Source organism: Streptomyces sp. NPDC033178 (assembly GCF_055577685.1).
Window position 1 is genome coordinate 481,440 of record NZ_JBVIPT010000002.1, and the last position, 21,786, is coordinate 503,225.

Annotated in this window: 20 protein-coding genes, 1 tRNA gene and 1 pseudogene; 16 read left to right on the forward strand and 6 right to left on the reverse strand. The window is 69.4% G+C overall.

Going from position 1 to position 21,786, the window contains the following annotated elements; all coding sequences use genetic code 11:
• The first annotated feature begins 43 nt into the window (after window positions 1-43).
• Entirely contained in the window at window positions 44-991 is a 948-nt protein-coding gene (nudC, locus tag ACZ5VQ_RS06015; protein WP_246575274.1) for an NAD(+) diphosphatase, read from the forward strand.
• Between the two features lie 12 nt (window positions 992-1,003).
• On the opposite strand, the gene ACZ5VQ_RS06020 is transcribed toward nudC, so the two are convergent.
• Window positions 1,004-1,246 (reverse strand): mycoredoxin, encoded by a 243-nt coding sequence (locus ACZ5VQ_RS06020; protein ID WP_055610529.1) that lies wholly within the window; start codon window positions 1,244-1,246, stop codon window positions 1,004-1,006.
• Between the two features lie 265 nt (window positions 1,247-1,511).
• Here ACZ5VQ_RS06020 and ACZ5VQ_RS06025 point away from each other — a divergent pair, with 265 nt between their 5' ends.
• The 5 genes from ACZ5VQ_RS06025 to ACZ5VQ_RS06045 all read left to right on the forward strand — a co-directional run bounded on the left by ACZ5VQ_RS06025 (window position 1,512) and on the right by ACZ5VQ_RS06045 (window position 5,383).
• The gene (locus ACZ5VQ_RS06025; RefSeq protein WP_469103869.1) at window positions 1,512-3,716 is read left to right on the forward strand and encodes an ATP-dependent DNA helicase UvrD2; all 2,205 of its coding nucleotides are present in this window, start codon (window positions 1,512-1,514) and stop codon (window positions 3,714-3,716) included.
• A gap of 162 nt (window positions 3,717-3,878) precedes the next feature.
• Complete coding sequence (locus ACZ5VQ_RS06030; RefSeq protein WP_469103870.1) at window positions 3,879-4,193, forward strand: hypothetical protein; 315 nt, start codon at window positions 3,879-3,881, stop codon at window positions 4,191-4,193.
• Between the two features lie 174 nt (window positions 4,194-4,367).
• Window positions 4,368-4,736, forward strand: a complete 369-nt coding sequence (locus tag ACZ5VQ_RS06035) for a WhiB family transcriptional regulator (RefSeq protein ID WP_099499760.1) — start codon at window positions 4,368-4,370, stop codon at window positions 4,734-4,736.
• Window positions 4,733-5,056, forward strand: coding sequence for a hypothetical protein (locus tag ACZ5VQ_RS06040; protein WP_362081481.1), 324 nt, complete (start codon window positions 4,733-4,735; stop codon window positions 5,054-5,056). Before ACZ5VQ_RS06035 ends, ACZ5VQ_RS06040 begins: the two co-directional genes overlap by 4 nt.
• A 117-nt stretch (window positions 5,057-5,173) precedes the next feature.
• On the forward strand, window positions 5,174-5,383 hold the full coding sequence (locus tag ACZ5VQ_RS06045) for a hypothetical protein (protein WP_469103871.1): 210 nt from the start codon (window positions 5,174-5,176) through the stop codon (window positions 5,381-5,383).
• Window positions 5,384-5,508: 125 nt separating this feature from the next.
• Here ACZ5VQ_RS06045 and ACZ5VQ_RS06050 read toward each other — a convergent pair whose 3' ends face one another.
• A complete protein-coding gene (locus ACZ5VQ_RS06050; protein WP_469103872.1) occupies window positions 5,509-6,930 on the reverse strand; it encodes an ABC1 kinase family protein in 1,422 nt (473 codons plus the stop codon).
• Window positions 6,923-8,115: pseudogene (locus tag ACZ5VQ_RS06055) on the reverse strand (ThiF family adenylyltransferase). The gene ACZ5VQ_RS06050 and the pseudogene ACZ5VQ_RS06055 overlap by 8 nt, the downstream one beginning before the upstream one ends.
• A gap of 210 nt (window positions 8,116-8,325) precedes the next feature.
• Between ACZ5VQ_RS06055 and ACZ5VQ_RS06060 the strand changes: the two are divergent.
• The 4 genes from ACZ5VQ_RS06060 to ACZ5VQ_RS06075 all read left to right on the forward strand — a co-directional run bounded on the left by ACZ5VQ_RS06060 (window position 8,326) and on the right by ACZ5VQ_RS06075 (window position 12,277).
• Complete coding sequence (locus tag ACZ5VQ_RS06060; RefSeq protein ID WP_469103873.1) at window positions 8,326-8,922, forward strand: M48 metallopeptidase family protein; 597 nt, start codon at window positions 8,326-8,328, stop codon at window positions 8,920-8,922.
• 154 nt (window positions 8,923-9,076) lie between these two features.
• Window positions 9,077-10,810: a TerD family protein gene (locus tag ACZ5VQ_RS06065; protein ID WP_469103874.1), complete on the forward strand. Its 1,734-nt coding sequence runs from the start codon at window positions 9,077-9,079 to the stop codon at window positions 10,808-10,810.
• A 13-nt stretch (window positions 10,811-10,823) separates the two neighbouring features.
• Window positions 10,824-11,504 (forward strand): AIM24 family protein, encoded by a 681-nt coding sequence (locus ACZ5VQ_RS06070; RefSeq protein WP_055610520.1) that lies wholly within the window; start codon window positions 10,824-10,826, stop codon window positions 11,502-11,504.
• A gap of 17 nt (window positions 11,505-11,521) precedes the next feature.
• Window positions 11,522-12,277 carry an AIM24 family protein gene (locus ACZ5VQ_RS06075; protein WP_469103875.1) on the forward strand — a complete coding sequence of 252 codons (756 nt, stop codon included), beginning with the start codon at window positions 11,522-11,524 and terminating at the stop codon, window positions 12,275-12,277.
• Window positions 12,278-12,448: 171 nt separating this feature from the next.
• On the opposite strand, the gene ACZ5VQ_RS06080 is transcribed toward ACZ5VQ_RS06075, so the two are convergent.
• Complete coding sequence (locus tag ACZ5VQ_RS06080) at window positions 12,449-12,970, reverse strand: NUDIX hydrolase (RefSeq protein ID WP_469103876.1); 522 nt, start codon at window positions 12,968-12,970, stop codon at window positions 12,449-12,451.
• Entirely contained in the window at window positions 12,967-14,406 is a 1,440-nt protein-coding gene (locus ACZ5VQ_RS06085) for a zinc-dependent metalloprotease (protein ID WP_469103877.1), read from the reverse strand. Before ACZ5VQ_RS06085 ends, ACZ5VQ_RS06080 begins: the two co-directional genes overlap by 4 nt.
• 190 nt (window positions 14,407-14,596) lie before the next feature.
• On the opposite strand from ACZ5VQ_RS06085, the gene ACZ5VQ_RS06090 reads away from it, so the two are divergent.
• The 4 genes from ACZ5VQ_RS06090 to ACZ5VQ_RS06105 all read left to right on the forward strand — a co-directional run bounded on the left by ACZ5VQ_RS06090 (window position 14,597) and on the right by ACZ5VQ_RS06105 (window position 17,892).
• Window positions 14,597-15,709 carry an SDR family oxidoreductase gene (locus ACZ5VQ_RS06090; RefSeq protein WP_469103878.1) on the forward strand — a complete coding sequence of 371 codons (1,113 nt, stop codon included), beginning with the start codon at window positions 14,597-14,599 and terminating at the stop codon, window positions 15,707-15,709.
• 220 nt (window positions 15,710-15,929) lie between these two features.
• The gene (locus ACZ5VQ_RS06095; RefSeq protein ID WP_469103879.1) at window positions 15,930-16,391 is read left to right on the forward strand and encodes a molybdenum cofactor biosynthesis protein MoaE; all 462 of its coding nucleotides are present in this window, start codon (window positions 15,930-15,932) and stop codon (window positions 16,389-16,391) included.
• 146 nt (window positions 16,392-16,537) lie between these two features.
• Window positions 16,538-16,729, forward strand: a complete 192-nt coding sequence (locus ACZ5VQ_RS06100) for a hypothetical protein (protein WP_269650368.1) — start codon at window positions 16,538-16,540, stop codon at window positions 16,727-16,729.
• Window positions 16,730-16,797: 68 nt separating this feature from the next.
• Window positions 16,798-17,892, forward strand: a complete 1,095-nt coding sequence (locus ACZ5VQ_RS06105; protein WP_469103880.1) for a YlbL family protein — start codon at window positions 16,798-16,800, stop codon at window positions 17,890-17,892.
• A 30-nt stretch (window positions 17,893-17,922) separates the two neighbouring features.
• On the opposite strand, the gene ACZ5VQ_RS06110 is transcribed toward ACZ5VQ_RS06105, so the two are convergent.
• The gene (locus ACZ5VQ_RS06110; protein ID WP_055618589.1) at window positions 17,923-18,480 is read right to left on the reverse strand and encodes a PPA1309 family protein; all 558 of its coding nucleotides are present in this window, start codon (window positions 18,478-18,480) and stop codon (window positions 17,923-17,925) included.
• 137 nt (window positions 18,481-18,617) lie between these two features.
• On the opposite strand from ACZ5VQ_RS06110, the gene ACZ5VQ_RS06115 reads away from it, so the two are divergent.
• Window positions 18,618-21,545: a UPF0182 family membrane protein gene (locus ACZ5VQ_RS06115; protein ID WP_469104075.1), complete on the forward strand. Its 2,928-nt coding sequence runs from the start codon at window positions 18,618-18,620 to the stop codon at window positions 21,543-21,545.
• 41 nt (window positions 21,546-21,586) lie between these two features.
• Window positions 21,587-21,660: transfer RNA gene (locus ACZ5VQ_RS06120), tRNA-Met, on the forward strand.
• Window positions 21,661-21,786 lie beyond the last annotated feature (126 nt).

The window sequence follows — 21,786 nt, forward strand, 5'->3', positions numbered from 1 at the left end:
ACCCGACGAAACAACCGTTACACCGGGGGAGTTGGAAGCACCCGTGACCACCTGGACCGACCACACCGCCGACCGTCCCATCTCGCTCACCGCCCCGAGCGGCATCGACCGGGCCGCCCACCACCGGCTCGACGAGGCCTGGCTCGCCGCGGCGTGGAGCCACCCCACCACCCGCGCCTTCGTGGTCTCCGGCGGCCAGGTCCTCATCGACGAGACGGCGGACGGCACCACCGAACTCGTCATGACCCCGTCCTTCGAAGCGCCCCTCACCGAGGCGCACCGCTACTTCCTGGGCACCGACGACGACGGCGTCAGCTACTTCGCACTCCAGAAGGACGCCCTTCCGGGCCGCATGGACCAGTCCGCGCGCGCGGCCGGCCTGCGCGAAGCCGGCCTGCTCCTCTCACAGCGCGACGCCGGCCTCATGGTGCACGCGGTCGCCCTGGAGAACTGGCAGCGCCTGCACCGCTTCTGCTCCCGCTGCGGCGAACGCACCGTGATCGCAGCGGCCGGCCACATCCGCCGCTGCCCCGCCTGCGGCGCCGAGCACTACCCGCGCACCGACCCCGCCGTGATCATGGCCGTCACCGACCACGAGGACCGCATCCTCCTCGGCCGCCAGGTCCACTGGCCCGAAGGCCGCTTCTCCACCCTCGCCGGATTCGTCGAGCCCGGCGAGTCCATCGAGCAGTCGGTCCGCCGCGAGGTCTTCGAAGAGGCCGGCGTCACCGTCGGCGAGGTCGAGTACATCGCCAGCCAGCCCTGGCCCTTCCCCTCCAGCCTCATGCTGGGCTTCATGGCCCGCGCCACCTCGGCGGAGATCAACGTCGACGGCGAGGAGATCCAGGAAGCCCGCTGGTTCTCCCGCGAAGACCTGCGGGCCGCCTTCGAGTCCGGGGAGGTCCTGCCTCCGTACGGCATCTCGATTGCGGCCCGCCTGATCGAGCTCTGGTATGGCAAGCCCCTGCCGACGCGCGGAGCGGCCGCCTGAGGCACGTACCGACTACGCGCCGATCTTCTGCTTGACCTGCGCCAGCGAAGGGTTCGTCAGCGTCGAACCGTCCGGGAAGAGGACGGTGGGAACCGTCTGGTTCCCGCCGTTCGCCTTCTCCACGAAGGCAGCGGACGCCGGGTCCTGCTCGATGTTGATCTCGTTGTACGTGATGCCCTCGCGGTCCATCTGGCCCTTCAGCCGACGGCAGTAGCCACACCACGTGGTGCTGTACATCGTCACAGTGCCCAGCATGTCTCTCATGCTCCTTCGCTGCAGGGGAGTGGGTCTTCGCAGAGATGGAACGTACGCGACCTGGCCGCCATTCCCGTACGCGGCAGGGAGCGAGCCGGTACACACGGCGGGAGACGGCCTCGGCGAAAGGGGGCGGTGCCGTCGGCGCCGAGCCGGGCGCCTGCCGACCGAGCCGAGCCGGGCGCCTGCCGCATTAGTACGACTGCGAGCGCCTCCCTGTGGACAACCGGCGCACCCGTCTCCGCCGACCTGGCAGCATGGCGGGGTGACAGCAGCAACGCATTCCACCCTCTTCCCGCAGGCCCCTGACACGGCCGACGCGGTACTGGAAGGGCTCGACCCCGAGCAGCGCGAGGTCGCCACCGCCCTGCACGGCCCGGTGTGCGTGCTGGCAGGAGCCGGTACGGGCAAGACCCGCGCCATCACCCACCGCATCGCCTACGGAGTACGCGCAGGGATCCTCCAGCCCTCCAGCGTGCTCGCCGTCACCTTCACCAACCGCGCCGCCGGAGAGATGCGCGGCCGCCTCCGCCAACTCGGCGTCTCCGGAGTCCAGGCCCGCACCTTCCACTCCGCCGCCCTGCGCCAGCTCCAGTACTTCTGGCCGAAAGCAGTCGGAGGCAGCCTGCCCCGGATCGTCGACCGCAAGATCCAGCTCGTCGCCGACGCCGCGGCCGGCTGCCGCGTCCGCCTCGACCGCGGCGAGCTGCGGGACGTCACCGCCGAGATCGAATGGTCCAAGGTCACCCAGACCGTCCCCTCCGACTACGCCGCCGCCGCGGCCAAGGCCGGCCGCGAAGCCCCCCGCGACCGCGCCGAGATCGCCCAGCTCTACGCCGCGTACGAGGACCTCAAACGCGACCGCAGCGTCATCGACTTCGAAGACGTCCTGCTGCTGACCGTCGCCATCCTCCAGGACCAGCACGACATCGCCGAAGCGGTCCGCGCCCAGTACAAGCACTTCGTGGTCGACGAGTACCAGGACGTCAGCCCCCTCCAGCAGCGCCTCCTCGAACTGTGGCTCGGCGAGCGCGACAGCCTCTGCGTCGTCGGTGACGCCAGCCAGACCATCTACTCCTTCACCGGCGCAACCCCCGACCACCTCCTCGACTTCCGCACCCGCCACCCCGGAGCCACGGTCGTCAAACTCGTCAGGGACTACCGCTCCACCCCCCAGGTCGTCCACCTCGCCAACGGCCTGCTCGCCCAGGCCCGCGGTCGCGCCGCCGACCACCGCCTGGAGCTGATCTCCCAGCGCACCGCGGGCCCCGAACCCGGCTACACCGAGTACACCGACGAACCCGCCGAGGCCGAAGGCGCCGCCCGCCGCATCCGCGACCTCATCGCCTCCGGCATCCCCGCGAGCGAGATCGCGATCCTCTTCCGTACGAACTCGCAGTCCGAGACCTACGAACAGGCCCTCGCCGACGTCGCAGTGCCCTACCAACTACGGGGAGCCGAGCGCTTCTTCGACCGGCCCGAGGTGAAGAGAGCCATCCACGCCCTGCGCGGAGCAGCCCGCTTCGGTGGCAACGACTCACTCCTCGACGACGCCCCCGACCTGCCCTCGCAGGTGCGAGCCGTCCTGTCGGGAGACGGCTGGACCCACCAGCCCCCCGCGGGCTCCGGCGCCGTCAGAGAGCGCTGGGAGTCCCTCGCCGCCCTCGCCAACCTGGCCCAGGACTTCGCCGCCGCCAAACCCGACGCCACCCTCGGCGACCTCGTGGCCGAACTCGACGAACGCGCCGGTGCCCAGCACGCCCCCACCGTCCAGGGCGTCACCCTCGCCTCCCTCCACTCCGCCAAAGGCCTGGAGTGGGACGTCGTGTTCCTGGTCGGCGTCGCCGAAGGCATGATGCCCATCACCTACGCGAAGACCGACGAACAGATCGAGGAGGAGCGCCGCCTTCTCTACGTCGGCGTCACCCGCGCCAGAGAGCACCTCTCCGTCTCCTGGGCGCTGTCCCGCTCACCTGGCGGCCGGCCCAACCGGCGACCCAGCCGCTTCCTCGACGGACTGCGCCCCGGCTCCGTCACCACGGCGAACCGCGCCGGCGCGGCAGGCGCCCTCGGCTCCGGCGGTATCGAGCGCGGCGCTCCCGGCAGCGCCCCCGGCGTCACACGACGGGCGAACCGCACCCCCGCCCGCTGCCGGGTCTGCGGCCGCACCCTCAACGAGGCCGGCGAGATGAAACTGATGCGCTGCGAGGACTGCCCGTCCGACATGGACGAAGGCCTCTACGAGCGGTTGCGCGACTGGCGGGCGGTCCAGGCGCAGCGCAGCGGGCAGCCGGACTTCTGCGTCTTCACGGACAAGACCCTGATGGCCATCGCGGAAGCGGTGCCGTCCACTCCGGTCGAGCTGTCCCGCATCCCAGGGGTCCGCGCCCGCAAGCTCAACCGCTACGGGACCGACGTACTCGCCATCTGCGCAGGTCAGGAACTTGAGGACGGTGCAGACGAGGACTGATTCAAACTCGTCGAGAAAATAGTTTGCGCATGCCCCAGCAATCCCCATAGGTTCTAAAGCACGGAAACGGCGGCCTTCTCGAAGGCCCTGGTTTCGTGCTGTACTTAATAACCGTCGGACCGGCTCGCCCGGTCCCAGAGACGCCGAGAGGAGGCGATTCCAGTGATCAGCATCAACAGCAGCTCCGTCAGCACCGCCAAATTGACCGATCGCTCGGTCGTCTCCACGTGCCTGCTCGGCTTCTCGAACCTGGGCACCGGTCTGTCTGGCATTCCTGCCGTCCGGCCGGCGTCCTCCGTGTCTCTCGCGGGTCTCCCTGTCCGCGAGCGCAATGAGCGACCGATGAAGGCACTGGAAGCAGTAGAGGCACAGGCGCAGGCCTATGCCTTCGCCGCCACCGGTGCCGGAGCCGCCAAGCAGACGCACCACACGATGTGGGCCTTCCGTGGGCCTGAACCCTGGAGTGATCCAGCCTGATCGACGATCAGGCCGGCGCCTTCAGGGCCGCGGAACCCCACCCGGGATCCGCGGCCCTTCTGTTTGTCCCCGACCAGGGACGACAGAGCGAAGGGGCCTCGGGACAAGAAAAGAACCCGGTACCAGCCGCCAACCGGCCAACCGGCCGGCACGACCAGACGAGGAAGACCAACCGTGCAACTCGAAGCGCACGCCCCGTCCGTACCGCCTTCCGAAACGATCCCCCCGCCCGGCCTCACGGAGGACTCCACCTTGACCCCGCTCACTGCGCTCACCGCGCTCGACGACGCCATCGAGAACCTCGGCGTACCCGTCCCCTGCCGCTCCTACGACCCGGAGGTCTTCTTCGCCGAGTCGCCGGCCGACGTCGAGTACGCCAAGTCCCTCTGCCGCACCTGCCCGCTGATCGAGGCCTGCCTCGCCGGCGCCAAGGAGCGGCGTGAGCCCTGGGGCGTCTGGGGCGGCGAGCTCTTCGTCCAGGGCGTCGTTGTCGCCCGGAAGCGGCCGCGTGGCCGCCCGCGCAAGAACCCGGTTGCGGCATGAACACCCTAGGAACGATCGATCGCCCCCTGACGCACGACCCCAAGAAGCAGGTCCCGATGAAGCCGTCCACCAGCGAGCCCGCCGGCTCCGCGATCCCAGACTTCACCTCCACCGGCGCGAACGACACGCGCCAGAACAGGACCCGAGAGATGCAACTCATCCCAGAAGCCCTGGCTCGTGCGCATATGCACGACCGGCTGCATGAGGCGGAGCAGGAACGCCGGGCGACGCGCCTGGTGACCGCCCGCCGCATGCAGCGCCGTGCCGAGCGCGCCTCACGCCGCGCCCGCCGCGCACTGGCCATGGCGGTCATGCAGTAGAGCCGTTCTCGCAACGGCAACGGAAGCAACAGCTGATGCGGGGGCCGGTCCGAACGGACCGGCCCCCGCGGTGCGTTGTGCCTCTCCAACCGCGGATCCCGGAGTTATCGTCACCACGTGACGAGTCTTCCCGGGGACAGTGACAGCGGCGGCTCCACCGCGGAGCCCCGGCCCATCGTGTGCGCCCGCTGCGGCGCGACGTCAGAGGACCCGCCACTCACCTGGACCTTCTCCGTGGAGAACGGCGCCCGCCACTACATCTGCGACGACTGCGCCCGGGCCAACCTCAGAGCGATCGAGGGGCGACTGGACTCGGCCTGGTGGTGAGCTTCCGAGCCGAACTCCTCCGGGGCCCCACCCCCCCACCCCCGCCCCTCCCCCGCTTCCGTTTCCCTTGGCAAGGCATAGGGGCACCCCCCGTCGGCCCTCGTCCGACGAACGGCAGCCCAAGCTCATGCCCCAGCCGCTGAGTCCCCCTCCGTAAGTGTCTGTTCGTCGTCCAGTACGAACCCCGGCAGCCACTCCTCCAGTTCGTCCCGCAGTCGTACCGTCGCTCCCAGTTGGCACAGGACCCCGATGGTGCTCAAGGTCACCCGGTGTATCAGCAGGTACGCCGGGGGCAGGTTGAGCTGCTTGCCGAGTTGGTGTGCGGGGGAGCGGGGGTCGGCGATGCGGGCCGCCTGGCTGCGCATCCAGCCGCGGGTGAAGGTGAACTCGTCTGCCTGGGCCGGCTCGATGATGGGGAGCAGGTAGTCCAGAACGGCGTCCGGGTCGAGTTCTATGGACTCCTTGACGAAGCCCTCCTCGCGGAGCAGGTCGTAGACCGCCTCGGCATCGCCGTCGAGGGTCATCCGGAGCGAGTCGCCGATCGTCGGAGGCAGGCCGCCCGGCAGACGGTCCACCGTGCCGAAGTCCAGGACGCCGAGCCGCCAGCCGCCCTTGCCGCCGGAACCCTCGGTGTCCTCGGTGTCCTCGGTGTCTTCGGGGCCCTCGGGGTCGTCCGGCAGGAGACGGAAGTTGCCCGGGTGCGGGTCCGCGTGCAGCAGGCCGGTGCGGGACGGGCCGGAGAAGAGGAAGCGGGCCAGGAGCTGGCCTGCCCGGTCGCGCTGTTCCTGCGTACCGTCGGTGATCACCTCGGACAGGGGGATCCCGTCGATCCACTCCGTCACCAGGACCTGCTCGCACTGGTGGACCACGGCCGGCACCAGTACATCCGGGTCGTCCGCGAACTCCTCCGCGTGCGCCCGCTGTGCCTGTGCCTCCAGGGCGTAGTCGAGCTCCTCGGACACCCGGTCGCGCAGTTCCGCGATGAGTGGCTTGATGTCCATGCCGGGAATCAACGGCCCCAGGAGGCGGGCGAAACGGCTCAGTTGGTTCAGATCGGACAGCAGGGCCTCGCCCGCTCCGGGGTACTGCACCTTGACCGCGACCTCCCGGCCGTCGTGCCACACCGCCCGGTGCACCTGACCGATCGAGGCCGCCGCGGCGGGCTTGTCCTCGAACTCCAGGAACAGGTCGTGCCAGTCCTCGCCGAGCCGCTCCGCCAGCACGGCGTGGACCGTGCGGGTCGGCATCGGCGGGGCCGCTTCCTGGAGTTTCGTCAGCGCCGCGCGATAGGGGCCCGCGACCTCCTCGGGCAGCGCCGACTCGAAGACGGACATGGCCTGTCCGAACTTCATGGCCCCGCCCTTGAGCTCGCCGAGCACCTTGAAAAGCTGCTCCGCCGTGCGCTGTTGCAGCTCGCGACCCACGAGCTCGGCGGATTTGCCGCCGATTCGTTTGCCGAGTCCCCAGGTCGCCCGCCCGGCGAAGCCGAGCGGTAGTGCGGCGAGCTTGGCGGTTCGGGTGACCGCCTTCCGGGGAAGATCAGACATGCGCCCTCCAAGTACCGGACAGCCGTGCCGCGTGCGGCTGTTGCCCGGCCATTGTCTCGTGCGGCCCTTCGTCGTCCGAGGTCTGCTCCCCATTAGCTTTCTCCGCGGCCCCGCAGCGGCATGCGGGATGGTCCCACACCGGCGTCGAGTGCCAGTCGAAACCGGGCACCGAGACCTCCCAGCGGGCCCCCGCACTCGACGGCAGCTCCCCGTCCAGAAAAGCGAGCGCATGCCCCGCGGCCAGGCCGGCGACCGCGGTGGACAGCGCCAGATCACACGCCGGCACATGACGGGACTGGGCGGAACGCCACTGTGCCAGCAGGCGTGGCCAGGTCGGGTCCCGGTCGGTGCGTCCCAGATCCAGGCAGCCCGCGCAGGCCGTGTCGCCCGGCAGGACGAGCGGTCCGACGACTCCCGTGCCCTCCACCACCCCGGCATACAGATGGGGTGTTCCGGAGTCGATCAGGGGCTCGGCGGCCGACGGGTCGGGCGCGTGGATGGCGAGACCGTCCCGAGGCGTGATGATCACGAGGGAGAGTCCCGGGTCTTCTTCTTCGGGAGTCTGGCGTGCGCTGCCGCGCCGGGGCGGGCGGTTCGGTGCCGCACGGCGCACCGCACGGCGTGCGGCCTCGTCCCTGCGCTCACCGATGGATTCGACGGGCAGCCCGCCCGGCGCCACGTCCCACGGTTCGACGCAGCCGCCTCGTGCACGTCGACCTGGCCCACGCCCGCTCCCGCCAGCGCTGCGGCCAGTACCGCTCCCACCCGGCCCGCGCCCCGCACCTGTACGCGCAGTGAGCGGCGGGCCGCCAACCGGCGTATGGCCTCGCCCGGTTCGGGAGCGACCAGGGAGAGCGATGCGACGTCGGGCCGCAGCCGGTCCAGGACCGCCGGTTTCTTGCGCAGAGCATCGGCGGCCGGGCCGCCGCCCGTCGCGTCGTCCAGCAGTCCCGCCTGGGCCAGTCGCTCCACGAGGCCGTCGACATAGCCGTCGGGCAGACACATGCGGCGTCCCTCGTCGCGTAACAGAGGCAGTCCGCGTGTGCCGTCGAACAAGGTCAGGAGACTGCCCGTCGCCGTGTCCATCGGGCCGAGCACCATCGCGTGTGCGGGTGCCATCCCGAACTGCACGGTGTTGAGATCCCGCCAGCCGCGCCGCAGCGCGGGTTTCACCATCGGATGCATGACCGACCCCCGTACGTCCCCGTTGTGCCGGCGGGTGTTCGTCCTGCTCCGCCGGTCGAATGTCAGCATGCCCGCATTGCCCGGCCCGTGCCGAAAGTTGTCCACAGGCAGTGGATATTCGTCGTACAAATCGAGCGCGTGGGGTGCGGTTCGGCATCGATGCGTCCCGGAGGCGGGACTTCCCCCGTGTGCAACGGGTAACGTCGGGGCGTGCCCGCCGACCCACTGCACCGCGCCGGAAACCCACAGCGCAGCACGACGAGCCAGCCGCCAAGCGGCTCGGGGGCGAGCGCGATCGAGGTCCGCAGGAGCGCGCGACGGCGCAGAACGGTCTCCGCGTACCGTGAAGGCGATCGCACCGTCGTGCTCATCCCCGCCCGGATGTCCGAGGCGGAGGAGCAGCGCTGGGTGAGCGTCATGCTCGACAAGCTGGCCGCCCAGGAGAACAAGCGGGTGCTCGGTGACACGGAGTTGTCCGAGCGGGCGGCGCGGCTCTCCGATCTGTACTTCGACGGCCGGGCCCGGCCCGCTTCGGTCCGCTGGGTCACCAATCAGAACACCCGCTGGGGCTCGTGCACCCCCGCCGAGGGCAGTATCCGTCTTTCGCACCGGCTGCAGGGCATGCCCGAATACGTCGTGGACTACGTCCTCGTCCATGAACTCGCGCATCTGCTCGTGCCCGGCCACGGCCCCGACTTCTGGCGGCTCCTGGAGGCCTATCCGCGGACCGAGCGGGCCCGCGGCTACCTCGAAGGAGTGGTCGCCGCCGACCGGCTGCCCCACCTGCCCGCCACCCGCGGCGAGTGACGTCGGCCTGACGCCCCTCCGGCGCCGAAACCCTGGCCGGACTACTCGAAGCAGGGATTCTGTACCGGGTGTGTACCGGCTTGGTCCGCGGCCGGATTTTGCCGTTAGCCTGACGCGACGCACTCGTATTCGGGATGGGGGACGGTCGTTACGCATGGCCAGGGAATTCCAACGCGGCCACAAGGCCAAGATCAGTGACCTCACCGCGGGCACCGATCTGTACGTGGGTGTGCAGATCACCGGCCCCGGACTGAGCTTCGACATCAGCTGCTTCGGTCTTGACGCCGACGAACAGCTTTCGGACGACCGGTTCTTCGTCTTCTTCAACCAGCCGAAGACCCCCGAAGAGTCCATCCAGCTTCTCGGTGCGCAGGCGGGCGACACGGAGTCCTTCCGCGTCACGCTCGACAGGATCCCGTCGCAGATCCAGAAGCTGTCCTTCACGGCGACGATCGACGGCGCCGGACAGATGTCGCAGGTCGCCCCCGGGTACCTCCGCATCGTCGCGGGCGGCGAGGAGGTGGCTCGCTACTCCTTCAACGGTGGCGAGTTCTCCACCGAACGCGCCGTGATGCTGGGCGACTTCTACCTCAAGGACGTATGGCGGTTCGCCGCGGTCGGACAGGGCTTCGACGGCGGGCTCGACGCGCTGCTGAAGAACTTCGGCGGCGAGGTCGCCGAGGAGGAGCCCGCGGCACCGGCGCCGGGGGCCGCCGCGCCCTCGTTCGCGCCGCCCGCCCAGGCAGCGGCACCGCCCGCGTTCGGCGCCCCGGCAGGCCCCGCCGTGCCGGCACCGGCTCCAGCGCTGGCTCCGCAGCCTGCCGCCCAGGGTTTCGCACCACCCCAAGGAGCCACGCCACCGCCGGCCCCCGCGCCTTCGGTGCACGCGGCGCCGACCATCGTCGCGCCCCTGACCCCGCCCGGCGGCGCCCCGGTACCGCCTCCGGCTCCCGCTCCCGCGCCCTACGGGCAGCCCGGCCAGCAGCAGCCTCCGTATGGCCAGGCCCCCGGCCAGACCGCACCCCTGCCGCCCGGCTACGGACAGCCCCAGGCACCTCAGGCGCCCCAGGCACCCGCTCCGCCCCCGGGCTACGGCCAGCCGACCCCGCCTCCCGGCTACGGTCAGCAGCCGCCGTTCGGCCAGGTGCCCGGTCAGCCCGGCGCACCGGGTGTGCCGGGTGCACCCGCCGCCTACGGAGTGCCTCAGGGTGCTCCCCAGGGAGGCGCCGGGGTCACGGCGGCGCTGCAGGCGTACAAGGAGACGCCCACCGGGCAGCGCTGGACCCAGCAGAACAAGAAGATGGTCCGTGTCGACCTCGGCACGGGCGGCGACCAGGCCGTACTGGCCCGCCAGGGCAGCATGGTGCTCTACCAGGGCAAGGTCGACTTCAGCTACAAGGGCGCCGGTTTCTCAGGGCGGATCGTGGGCAACGCGACCGGCCAGGAGATGCAGCTGATGCGCTGTTCGGGCCGCGGCCAGGTGTTCCTCGCGGAGAACGGCGCCATGCTGCACCCCATCGAGCTGCAGGGTGACGCCGTCTGTGTCTCCGCGGAGAACGTCCTCGCCTTCGACGAGACACTCCAGTACGAGGTGCGCCGCGTCGAAGGACACGGCATCCCCGGCGGAGCGCTGTTCACGATGCAGTTCCAGGGGACCGGCACGGTCGTCGTGAAGACGCGCGGGGTGCCCGTGGTCCTGCCCGTGACGCCGACGACGTTCGCCGACTGCAACGCCGTCGTCGCCTGGTCCGCCGCCTCCCAGGTGATCGTCTCCAGCCAGGTGCGGATGCGCCGCAACGCCTACCCGGGCGACACCGGAGAGAGCGTGAACCTCCAGTTCCGCGGCGCGCCCGGCAATTTCATCGTCGTCCAGCCGTACGAGGTCTGAGGGAGCCCGTCCTATGAACCAGCAGCTCGCGGGCTTCGCCCCGGCACCCGTTGCCGCACGCATGGAGAACCACGGCAACCACATGCTCAAGGTCGCCATGCAGACCGGAAACGACCTCCTCGCGCGCGTGGGGTCGATGGTCGCCTACGAAGGCTTCGTCCAGTACGAGCCGAATCCGCCGGCCGTACGCCAGATCGCCAAGGACTGGATGACCGGCGAGGGCGCACCCCTGATGAAGTGCTCCGGAGACGGTCTGCTGTACCTCTCCGACTACGGGGCGAACGTCGTCGTCATCAACCTCAACGGCGACGCGATCTCCGTCAACGCCACCAACCTGCTTGCCTTCGACGCACACCTCACCTGGGGCGTCGAGCGCGTCAAGGGACTGGCGAAGTTCGCCGGACAGGGCCTGTGGAACACCAAGATCTCCGGGCAGGGCTGGGTCGCCCTGACCTCCCGGGGCAAGCCCATCGTCGTCGACTGCGGCGGCGGCGAGGACGAGACGTACGTAGACCCGGACGCGCTCGTCGCCTGGTCCCCGAACCTCAAGGTGAAGGGCAAGCGCAGCTTCAAGGCGCAGTCGCTGATCGGGCGGGGCAGCGGCGAGGCCTTCCAGATGGCCTTCTCCGGACAGGGCATCGTCGTCGTCCAGCCCAGCGAGGACAGCACCGACCGCCTCCGGGTACGGGGCTGAGGGGGAGCACACACACCATGCAGAGCCCGCTTTTCGCCTACAACGACCAGCAGTCCCAGGAGCGCTACAGCCTGCAGAACAAGCAGATGCTGCGCGTCGTCCTGGAGGGACACGACGACATGCTGGCCCGCAAGGGCACCATGGTCGCCTACCAGGGTCTTGTGGAGTTCGACGCCGAGTACCAGAACTCCGGGCAGCAGCGTTCGCGCGCGCACACCGGGGAGGGCCTCGACCTGATGCGCTGCCACGGGCAGGGCACCGTCTACCTGGCCAACCTCGCCCAGCGCATCCATGTGGTGGACGTGGACCAGGACGGTCTCACCGTGGACAGCAGCTATGTCCTCGCGATGGACTCCTCGCTGCACCATGAGGTGATCGCCGTGGACAGCCAGTACGGGATCTCCGGCTCCGGCAAGTACCAGCTCAACATCACCGGGCGCGGCAAGGTCGCCCTGATGACGTCGGGCATGCCGCTGATGCTTCAGGTCACGCCGGACCGGTACGTCAACTGCGACGCCGACGCGATCGTCGCCTGGTCGACGAGTCTGCGCGTACAGATGCAGGCCCAGACCCATTCCTCCGGGGTGTTCCGGCGCCGCGGCAACACCGGTGAGGGCTGGGAGCTCAGCTTCATGGGCCAGGGGTACGCGCTCGTGCAGCCCAGCGAGATGCTGCCGCCGCAGAACGCGGCGATCGGGTCGGGCGTTGCCGCCCAGTACGGGATGGGGCAGCAGGGGGCCCGGGGACAGAACCAGGGCAACGCCTGGAGTTAGGGCCTTTCGCTCGGCACTCTTCGGAGTGCCACGCGAAAGGTCCGGGGCCGGTGGTTGGCTGCGGGCCCGCCGTGGCTGGGCGCGCAGTTCCCCGCGCCCCTGACGGGGCGCCCTTGTCAGCATGTGTGTAAGGGGCGGCCGCAATTGCGGCCGCCCCTTACACATGCCTCTTCAGAGCCTTGCTCGTGTCGCACTCAGCAGGCGTACGACCGAGTCGTCCGCCACCTTCGCCACCTCGTCGTACGGGAACCACCGCAGGTCGAGGGACTCGTCGCTGATCTCCTGGACGGCGCCCGGCTCGGCCACCACCGCGTACTGCACGTCGAAGTGGCAGTGGCAGGGCGGCGGGATGGGATGCCGGTCCAGGCGTACGGGCCCGCCCGGGAGCAGGGTCAGAGCCGTGATGCCCGACTCCTCCGTGGCCTCGCGCAGGGCGGCGGCCTCCAGAGTGGCGTCCCCGGGCTCGCAGTGACCACCCATCTGGAGCCACATCCGCAACTTTTTGTGAAGAGTCAGCAGCACCCTGCCGTGCCCGGGATCGATCACCAGGGCGCTCGCCGTGACATGCCCGGCCGTGCAGGCCTTCCACATGCCGTCCGGATGGGCCTCCAGATGGTCGAGATAGGCCTGCCGCAGCTCCTCCTGGCCCTCGATGCCCTTCAGGACCAGGACGGCGTCGTCGTACAGGCTCACTTGTCGTCGTCGCCCTTTTCCTCGCCCTTTTCGACGTCCTTGGGCTCGTCCTTCGTGAGGTTCGGCTTCTGGGACGGGCCGCTCGCGGCCTCGCCGAGCATCTTGTCGAGCTCGGAGAAGTCCAGCTGCTCGCGGTGCACGAAGCCGTCCGGGTCGTCCAGGTCGGAGGCGGTCGGCAGCATGTCCGGGTGCGCCCACAGGCCGTCGCGGCCGTCGACACCGCGCGCGTCCGTGAGCGAGGCCCACAGGCGCGAGGCGTCCCGCAGGCGGCGCGGGCGCAGCTCCAGGCCGATCAGCGTGGCGAAGGTCTGCTCGGCGGGGCCGCCCGTCGCACGACGGCGGCGCAGCGTCTCCCGCAGCGCGTCGGCGGACGACAGACGCGGCTTCGCGGCCGAGTGGACCACCGCGTCCACCCAGCCCTCGACGAGCGCGAGCGCCGTCTCCAGGCGGGCCAGGGCGGCCTTCTGCTCGGGCGTGTCCTCCGGCTGGAACATGCCCTGCTGGAGTGCCTGCTGCAGCTCCTCCGGGTTCTGCGGGTCGAACTGACCGACCACGTCCTCCAGCTTCGCCGTGTCGACCTTGATCCCGCGCGCGTACCCCTCGACCGCGCCGAACAGGTGCGAGCGCAGCCACGGCACGTGGGCGAAGAGCCGCTGGTGGGCGGCCTCGCGCAGAGCGAGGTACAGCCGCACCTCCTCCTGGGGGACGCTCAGGTCCTTGCCGAACGACTCGATGTTCAGCGGCAGCAGCGCGGCCTTGCCGACCGGGCCGAGCGGCAGGCCGATGTCGGTCGAGCCGACGACCTCGCCCGCGAGCACGCCGACGGCCTGCCCGATCTGCGTGCCGAACATGGCGCCGCCCATGGAGCGCATCATCCCGAGAAGCGGGCCCGCCATGGCCTGCATCTCCTCGGGCAGTACGTCGCCCATGGCCGCGCCGACCCGCTCGGCGACGGGGTCGACGAGCTCCTTCCACACCGGCAGGGTCGCCTCGACCCACTCCGCGCGGCTCCAGGCCACCGCGGAGCCGGCGCCGGACGGCAGCGACGTCGCGTCGTCCAGCCACAGGTCGGCCAGGCGCACCGCCTCGTCGACCTGGGTGCGCTCGGCGGGGCCGATGCTCGCGTCCTTGGTGCCGTCGGGAGTGCCCTGGGACACCGTCTGGCGGGCGATCTGCTTGGCCATGTCCCAGTTCACCGGCCCGCCCTCGTACGAGAGCATCTGGCCGAGCTGCTGGAACGCGGCGCCCAGATCGTTGGGGTTCAGCGACCCGAACATGGCTGCGAGCGGGTTGTCGCCACCCGGTCCTCCGGGCCCGAAACCGAACGGGTCGGCAGGTCCCTGACCACCACCGCTCTGCTGGTCCTTCTTCTTGCCCTCGTCGCCGTCGTCCGGCTCCTCCGGCGGAAGGCCGAATCCGAATGGGGTGTCACTCACGGGATTCCTCGGCTGTTAAGGCCGCCGGTTCGCTCCGACGGCGGCTGCCCTACATCACCACCCAGCGTAGACACCACAACCGGTTCGGGCCTCGGTGCTTCGCCGACTCAGCGGCTGCGGCAGGATGGATGCCACCTGGTACGTACGCGTCACGCGCGTTCTTACTGAAGACAACCGCTGGAGACGCCCGGTGAGTTCCCCAGATCCACAGGTTCGCGCAGCGCGAAACCCTTCAACCAATCCGGCCGTACGCGGCCCCGTCGTCGCGATCACCGGCGCCGCGGCCGGAATCGGCGCGATGCTCACCGAGCGACTCGCCGCCAGCGACGAGATCAAGCAGGTCATCGCCATCGACGAGCGGCGCGGTGAGTGCGCGGCCGCGCAGTGGCACATCCTGGACGTCCGGGATCCGGCGATCGCCGAGAAGCTGCGCGGCGCGGACGTCGTGGTGCACCTCGCGCTCGATCTCGACCTGGAGACGGATCCGGCCGCACGAACGGCCTACAACGTGCGGGGGACACAGACCGTACTGACGGCCGCAGCCGCGGCCGGGGTGCACCGCGTCGTGCTGTGCACCTCGGCGATGGTCTACGGAGCGCTGCCCGACAACGAACTGCCCCTCTCCGAAGACGCCGAACTGCGGGCGACCGCGGAGGCCACGGGGGTGGGGGACCTCCTGGAGGTCGAGCGGCTCGCGCGGCGGGCACCGCGTGCGCATCCCGGGCTCAACGTCACCGTCGTACGGCCTGCCGTGCTGGTCGGAGGGACCGACACGGCGCTCACGCGGTACTTCGAGTCCCCCCGGCTGCTCGTCGTCGCCGGGTCGCGGCCCGCCTGGCAGTTCTGCCATGTCGAGGACCTGTGCGGGGCCCTGGAGTACGCCGTCCTGGAGAAGGTCGAAGGGGAGCTGGCCGTCGGGTGCGAGGGGTGGCTGGAGCAGGAGGAGGTCGAGGAGCTCAGCGGGATTCGGCGGATGGAGTTGCCGTCGGCCGTCGCGCTGGGGGCCGCGGCCCGGCTGCACCGGATCGGGCTCACGCCGTCTCCGGCGGGGGATCTCGCCTACACGATGTATCCCTGGGTGGTGAGCGGGAGCCGGCTGCACGATGCCGGGTGGCGGCCGCAGTGGACCAATGAGGAGGTCCTTGCGGAGCTTCTTGAGGAGGTTGCCGGGCGGCACACCCTGGCCGGGCGGCGGCTCGGGCGGAAGGACGCCACTGCCGCGGGGGCGGCGGGGGCGACGGTTGCTCTGTTGGGTACGGCTGCGTTGGTGCGGCGGGCTCGGAAGGCTCGGCGGCGGATCTGAGGCGGTGGGGTTGTGGCGTGGGGTTTTTCGCCCCCGCCGCCCCTTCCCATTCCCGTCCCTTTCCGGGGGCTCCGCCCCCAGACCCCCGTATCGCGCTGAACGCGCTCGTCCTCAAACGCCGGACGGGCTGAGCCCCTGTAGGAGGCTCCAATCGTGCACGCGCGTGTGCGGGAGGAAATCCGTATTCCGTGGGGTTGGCGGGGTGGGGCACGATGGGGGTATGGCACCCATGAATGATCATCCCGGTGAGCAGGCCGCTCAGGAGCCCATCAAGCTGCTGGCCGTTCGGGAGACCGCGCTCTCCTTGGACGAGGTTTTCCGGGCCGTCGGGGACGATGCCTCCGGAGGGACCGCGCTGTTCGTGGGGACCGTGCGGAATCATGACGGGGGAGCCGATGTCGACGCGCTCGGGTACTCCTGCCATCCGAGCTCCGAGGCGGAGATGCGACGGGTCGCCGAGAAGGTCGTCGCCGAGTATCCGGTGCGGGCGCTCGCCGCGGTGCACCGGATCGGTGACCTACGGGTGGGTGACCTCGCGGTGGTCGTCGCCGTTTCCTGTCCACATCGGGGCGAGGCGTTCGAGGCCTGCCGCAAGCTGATCGACGATCTCAAGCACGAGGTCCCGATCTGGAAGCACCAGACGTTCTCCGACGGTACGGAGGAGTGGGTCGGGGCCTGTTGAGGTCCCACGGGTCACCTGGGACCCAGGTGCCACTCCTGTCCGCCGTTCCGGTTGCGTAACCCGACCCCTGCCGTGAGCGTTGAACATGCGGATGGTTAATCTGCTGATCAGTCAGTTGCGGTCGCTCATGGGGTTGGGAGGTCGGCATGGCGGCGCTCGCCTGGTTGCTGATTCCGCTTTTGGCCGCGATCGGCGCCGGACTCTGGGGCAGTTGGGCCGGACGAAACCGAAAGACCCTCGGGGACGGCACCGAGCTCGCGGGCTACACACGCTTCCGCGAGGCCATGGAGAAGTCGGAGAACCCGGAGAAGTCGGAGCAATTGCGCACGGATGCCTGATCTGCCCGGATTCCCCGGACGGACGGCCCTGACGGTGCGCTGACAGACCGGTCCCGTACTGTCGTTCCATGCCACGCCGCACCGCGACGATGCTCGCCTCCACCCTGATGCTGATCGCGCTCCTGTGCGCGGGAGTCTTCATCAATGTGCCGTATTCGGAGATGTCACCGGGTCCGACGGTGAACACACTCGGTCAGCACGACGGCGAGCCGGTGCTCCAGATCTCAGGTCGCAAGACCTACGCGACGACCGGGCATCTGAACATGACCACCGTCCGGGTCACCAGTGCCGACTACAAGATGAACCTCGTCGAGGCCGTGTACGGGTGGCTGGCCCACGACAACAAGGTCGTTCCGCACGACACGCTCTATCCGAACGGCAAGACGGAGGAGCAGTCGACGCAGGAGAACGCCGAGGAGTTCAGCCAGTCCCAGGAGAGCGCCAAGGTCGCGGCCCTCAAGGAACTGGACATCCCGGTGAAGTCCTGGGTGATCGTCTCCACCGTCGTCAAGGACACCCCCGCCGAGGGCAGGCTGCACGCCGGTGACGTCATCAAGGCCGTCGACGGTACGACGGTGAAGGCGCCCGACGACGTCGCGAAGCTGGTCACCAAGCACAAGCCCGGTGAGAAGGTCGTCTTCACCGTCGTGCCCGCCAAGGAACAGGCCGCCGCCGAGAAGGAGAACCGGACGGCGACCAAGACCGAGGAGATCACGATCACCACGGCCAAGTCCGACGACACCGGCGAGCAGCGCGCGATCGTCGGTATCTCGGCCGGGACCGACCACACGCTGCCGTTCACCATCGACATCAAGCTCGCCGATGTCGGCGGCCCCAGCGCCGGTCTGATGTTCGCCCTCGGCATCGTCGACAAGCTGACGCCGGGCAACCTCACCGGCGGCAAGTTCGTCGCCGGCACCGGCACCATCACCGACGACGGCAAGGTCGGCCCGATCGGCGGCATCGAGATGAAGACGGTCGGCGCCCGCGACAAGGGCGCCCAGTACTTCCTGACGCCCAAGGACAACTGCGCGGCCGCCGCCCGTGACGTCCCCGAGGGGCTCACCCTCGTCAAGGTCGACACCATCGACGACGCGATGAGCGCCCTCAAGGACATCCGCGGCGGCAAAACGGCCGACCTGCCGAAGTGCACCAGGAGCTAGGGCACTCGCGGCGGGCCGGCCCGCTCCGAGCTACTCCGCGAACGTCGCCGTCAGGGCCTCGGCCAGGCCCGGTACGAGGTCGGATCCGGTGAGCACGTCCGTCGCCGCGTCCTTCTCGCGCAGCCGCAGCGCCGATTCGCGCTTCCCGCCGCGCAGCACCGCGACGGTCATCCGGACCTCCTGGCGCTCCGGGTGCTCGGCGACCCACTTCGCCAGCCGCTTCTCGTCGAGGCCGTCCGGTACGGACGCCTCCGCGGACGGCGGGAGCATCAGCCGCTCCACGGACAGGGCGCAGCCGACCACCGAGTCCGGCCAGGCGATGGTGCCGAGGAACTCGTCCAGCGGGCTGCCCGCGGGGAGTTCGTCCTGCTCAATGGGGGTAAGGGTGCCCTCGGGTGCGTCTTCGGTCAGACCGAGGCGCTCGGCGAGCCCCGGTTCCTGGGAGCGCAGCCGGCCGGTGTCGACCAGGGCGAAAAGACGGGCGGGCTGGTCCCAGCCGAGCCCCGCTACGTACTCGTCGATCTCGAGGACGGCACGGGTGAGGGGCCCGGCCGCCATGGGTGTGCCTGAGGAGGCGGTGTTGGACATGGTCACAATCCTGCCTCGTTCGGCCCCCGAAGCGGGAACCGAGTAAAGCATCAGTAAGTTGCATAGATGTGGCCCGGCGTTTGCGGGGCCCCCAGATACCAACAGCGAACTTCGAGGTGCGCACCTTGGCTTTCCAGATGCCGGACCGCGGCGGAGGCCCGACGGGGCCACGGATCAGAGTGGGCCGACCGTCCCGGCGCGTCCGGACCCTGCTCATGACACTGGGCGTACTGGCCGTGCTGGCCATGGCGTTCGTCATGTTCGCGGGGTTCTGGACGGACTGGCTCTGGTATCGGTCGGTCAAGTATTCGTCCGTCTTCACGACCACCCTGTGGACCAAGATCGGCCTGTTCTTCGTCTTCGGACTGCTGATGGCCACGGCCGTCGGCGTGAACATCTGGCTGGCCCACCGGTTGCGGCCGCCACTGAGCGCCATGTCGATGGAGCAGCAGAACCTCGACCGCTACCGGATGGGCGTGGCCCCGTACAAGAAGTGGATTCTTCTCGGGATCACCGCCCTGGTCGGGCTGATCGCGGGCGCCTCCGCGGCGGGCCAGTGGCGTACGTGGCTGTTGTGGGTGAACGGAGTGCCCTTCAACCAGAAGGACCCCCAGTTCCACCTGGACATCGCCTTCTACGCCTTCGATCTGCCCTGGTACCGCTTCCTGCTGGGCTTCGGATTCGCTGCCGCGATCCTTTCGGTGATCGCCGCAGCGCTGACCCACTACCTGTACGGCGGGCTGCGCATCACCAGCCCCGGAGCGCGCGCCACGGCCGCGGCCACCGGGCATCTCTCGGTGCTGCTCGGCCTCTTCGTCGCCCTGAAGGCGGTCGCGTACTGGCTCGACCGGTACGGCCTCGCGGTGAAGTCCAGTGACTTCAAGGCGACGGACAACTGGACGGGCCTGAGGTACGTCGACGCGAACGCGTATCTGCCCGCCAAGACGATCCTGTTCTGCATCGCCGTCATCTGCGCCCTGCTGTTCTTCGCCACCCTGTGGCGGCGCACCTGGCAGTTGCCCGTCATCGGCTTCGGTCTGATGGTGCTCTCGGCGATCCTGATCGGCGGTCTGTATCCGGCGATCGTCCAGAAGTTCCAGGTCCAGCCGAACGAGCAGGCCAAGGAAGCGCCGTACGTCGACAAGAACATCAAGGCGACGCGCGAGGCCTACGGCATCGACGACGCCAAGGTGACGGACTACTCCGGCAAGGGCGGCACCGAGAACGCCGAGCAGATCCGCAAGGACGCCGACTCGGCCGCCAGCTACCGGCTGATCGACCCGAACGTCGTCTCGCCGGCCTTCCAGCAGCTCCAGCAGGAGCGCAAGTACTACCAGTTCCCCTCCACGCTCGATGTCGACCGGTACACGGACGCCGACGGCAAGGAGCAGGACACCGTCATCGGTCTGCGCGAGCTGAACCTGAACGGCATCCCGAAGAGCAACTGGATCAACGACCACTTCACCTACACCCACGGCTACGGCGCGGTCGCGGCCAGGGGCACGGCGACCGGTTCCGATCCGCCGGGCTCCCCGGACTTCTCCGAGTCGGGGCTGCCGACCACCGGTGACCTCGGCAAGTACGAGCAGCGGATCTACTACGGGGAGAAGACCGAGCAGTACTCCATCGTGGGCGGCCCGCAGAAGGAGCTCGACTACGAGGAGAACGGCGAGAAGACCACCAGCTACAAGGGCAAGAGCGGCGTCAACCTCGCCAACCCGATCAACCGCGCCGCGTACGCGGTCGCGTTCGGCGAGCCGCAGATGTTCTACTCGGGCGCGATCGGCGAGGGTTCCCGGATCCTCTACAACCGCACGCCCAAGGAGCGCGTCGAGGCCGTGGCCCCGTGGCTGACGATCGACGGCGACGCCTATCCGGCGATCGTGGACGGCAAGATCCAGTGGATCGTCGACGCCTACACGACGACCAACGGGTACCCCTACGCCTCCCGTACGACGCTGGGAGACACCACGGCGGACTCGCTGACCGACAACCAGCGGGCGGTGGTGGCGCAGCAGAACCGCGTCAACTACATCCGCAACTCGGTGAAGGCGACCGTCGACGCGTACGACGGCTCGGTCAAGCTCTACCAGTGGGACACCAAGGACCCGGTCCTCAAGACCTGGATGAAGGCGTTCCCCGACACGGTGAAGCCGAAGGCCGACATCAGCGACTCGCTGATGGAGCACCTGCGCTACCCGCAGGACCTGTTCAAGGTCCAGCGCGAGCTGCTCACCCGCTACCACGTCACCGACGCCGCCCAGTTCTACAGCGGCAGTGACGCCTGGCAGGTGCCGGACGACCCGACCAACAAGGACAGCAGTGCGGTCCCGCCGTACTACCTGAGCCTGAAGATGCCGGGGCAGAACGCACAGCAGTTCTCGCTGACCACGACCTTCACGCCCAACGGGCGCCCGAACCTGGGGGCGTTCATGGCGGTGGACGCGGATGCGGCCAGCAAGGACTACGGCACGATAAGGCTGTTGAGAGTGACCTCCACGGTGAGAGGTCCACAACAGGTACAGAGCGAGCTCAACAGCAACGCCGACGTCGCCGAGTTCGTCCGCAACCTCAGAGGCACGGACTCCGACATCGAGTACGGAAACCTGCTGACCGTGCCACTCAACGGCGGGTTCCTGTACATCGAGCCGGTGTACGCGCGAGGCGGTACGTCCAACTACCCGCTGTTGAGGAAGGTGGGCGTCGCCTACGGAGACCAGACCGTCTTCAAGGACACCCTCGCCGAAGGGCTGAACACGGTCTTCGGAGTGGACGGCGAGGACACCACCGAGCCACCACCCAAGGACGGTGAGACCCCGACGCCACCGACGACGGGCGACTCCGACCTGGCGAAGGCCATCGCCGACGCCGAGGAGGCCTACACGGCCGGCGAGGAAGCGCTCAAGAAGGGCGACTGGGAGGCGTACGGCAAGGCCCAGGAGGACCTTCAGGACGCGCTCCAGCGCGCCTCCGAGGCCGAGCAGAAGGCCAGCTCTGCCAGTGGTGCCAACAGCGACGCCAACAAGGAAGAGAGCGGTCAACAGGACGGTGACCAGGGCAGTTGAGCAGTCCCACCCCGCGCCGTGGTACGGTTGCAACACAACGGCGCGGGGTGGAGCAGCTCGGTAGCTCGCTGGGCTCATAACCCAGAGGTCGCAGGTTCAAATCCTGTCCCCGCTACTGAAGTAGAAGGACCCGGATCCTCAAAGGATCCGGGTCCTTCTGTGTGTGCGGACCGTGCGGGATCGCGTGCGTGTGCTCATCGCTCATCAGTGCTGCTGCGGCGAAGGCTGCGCCATCCGCCTG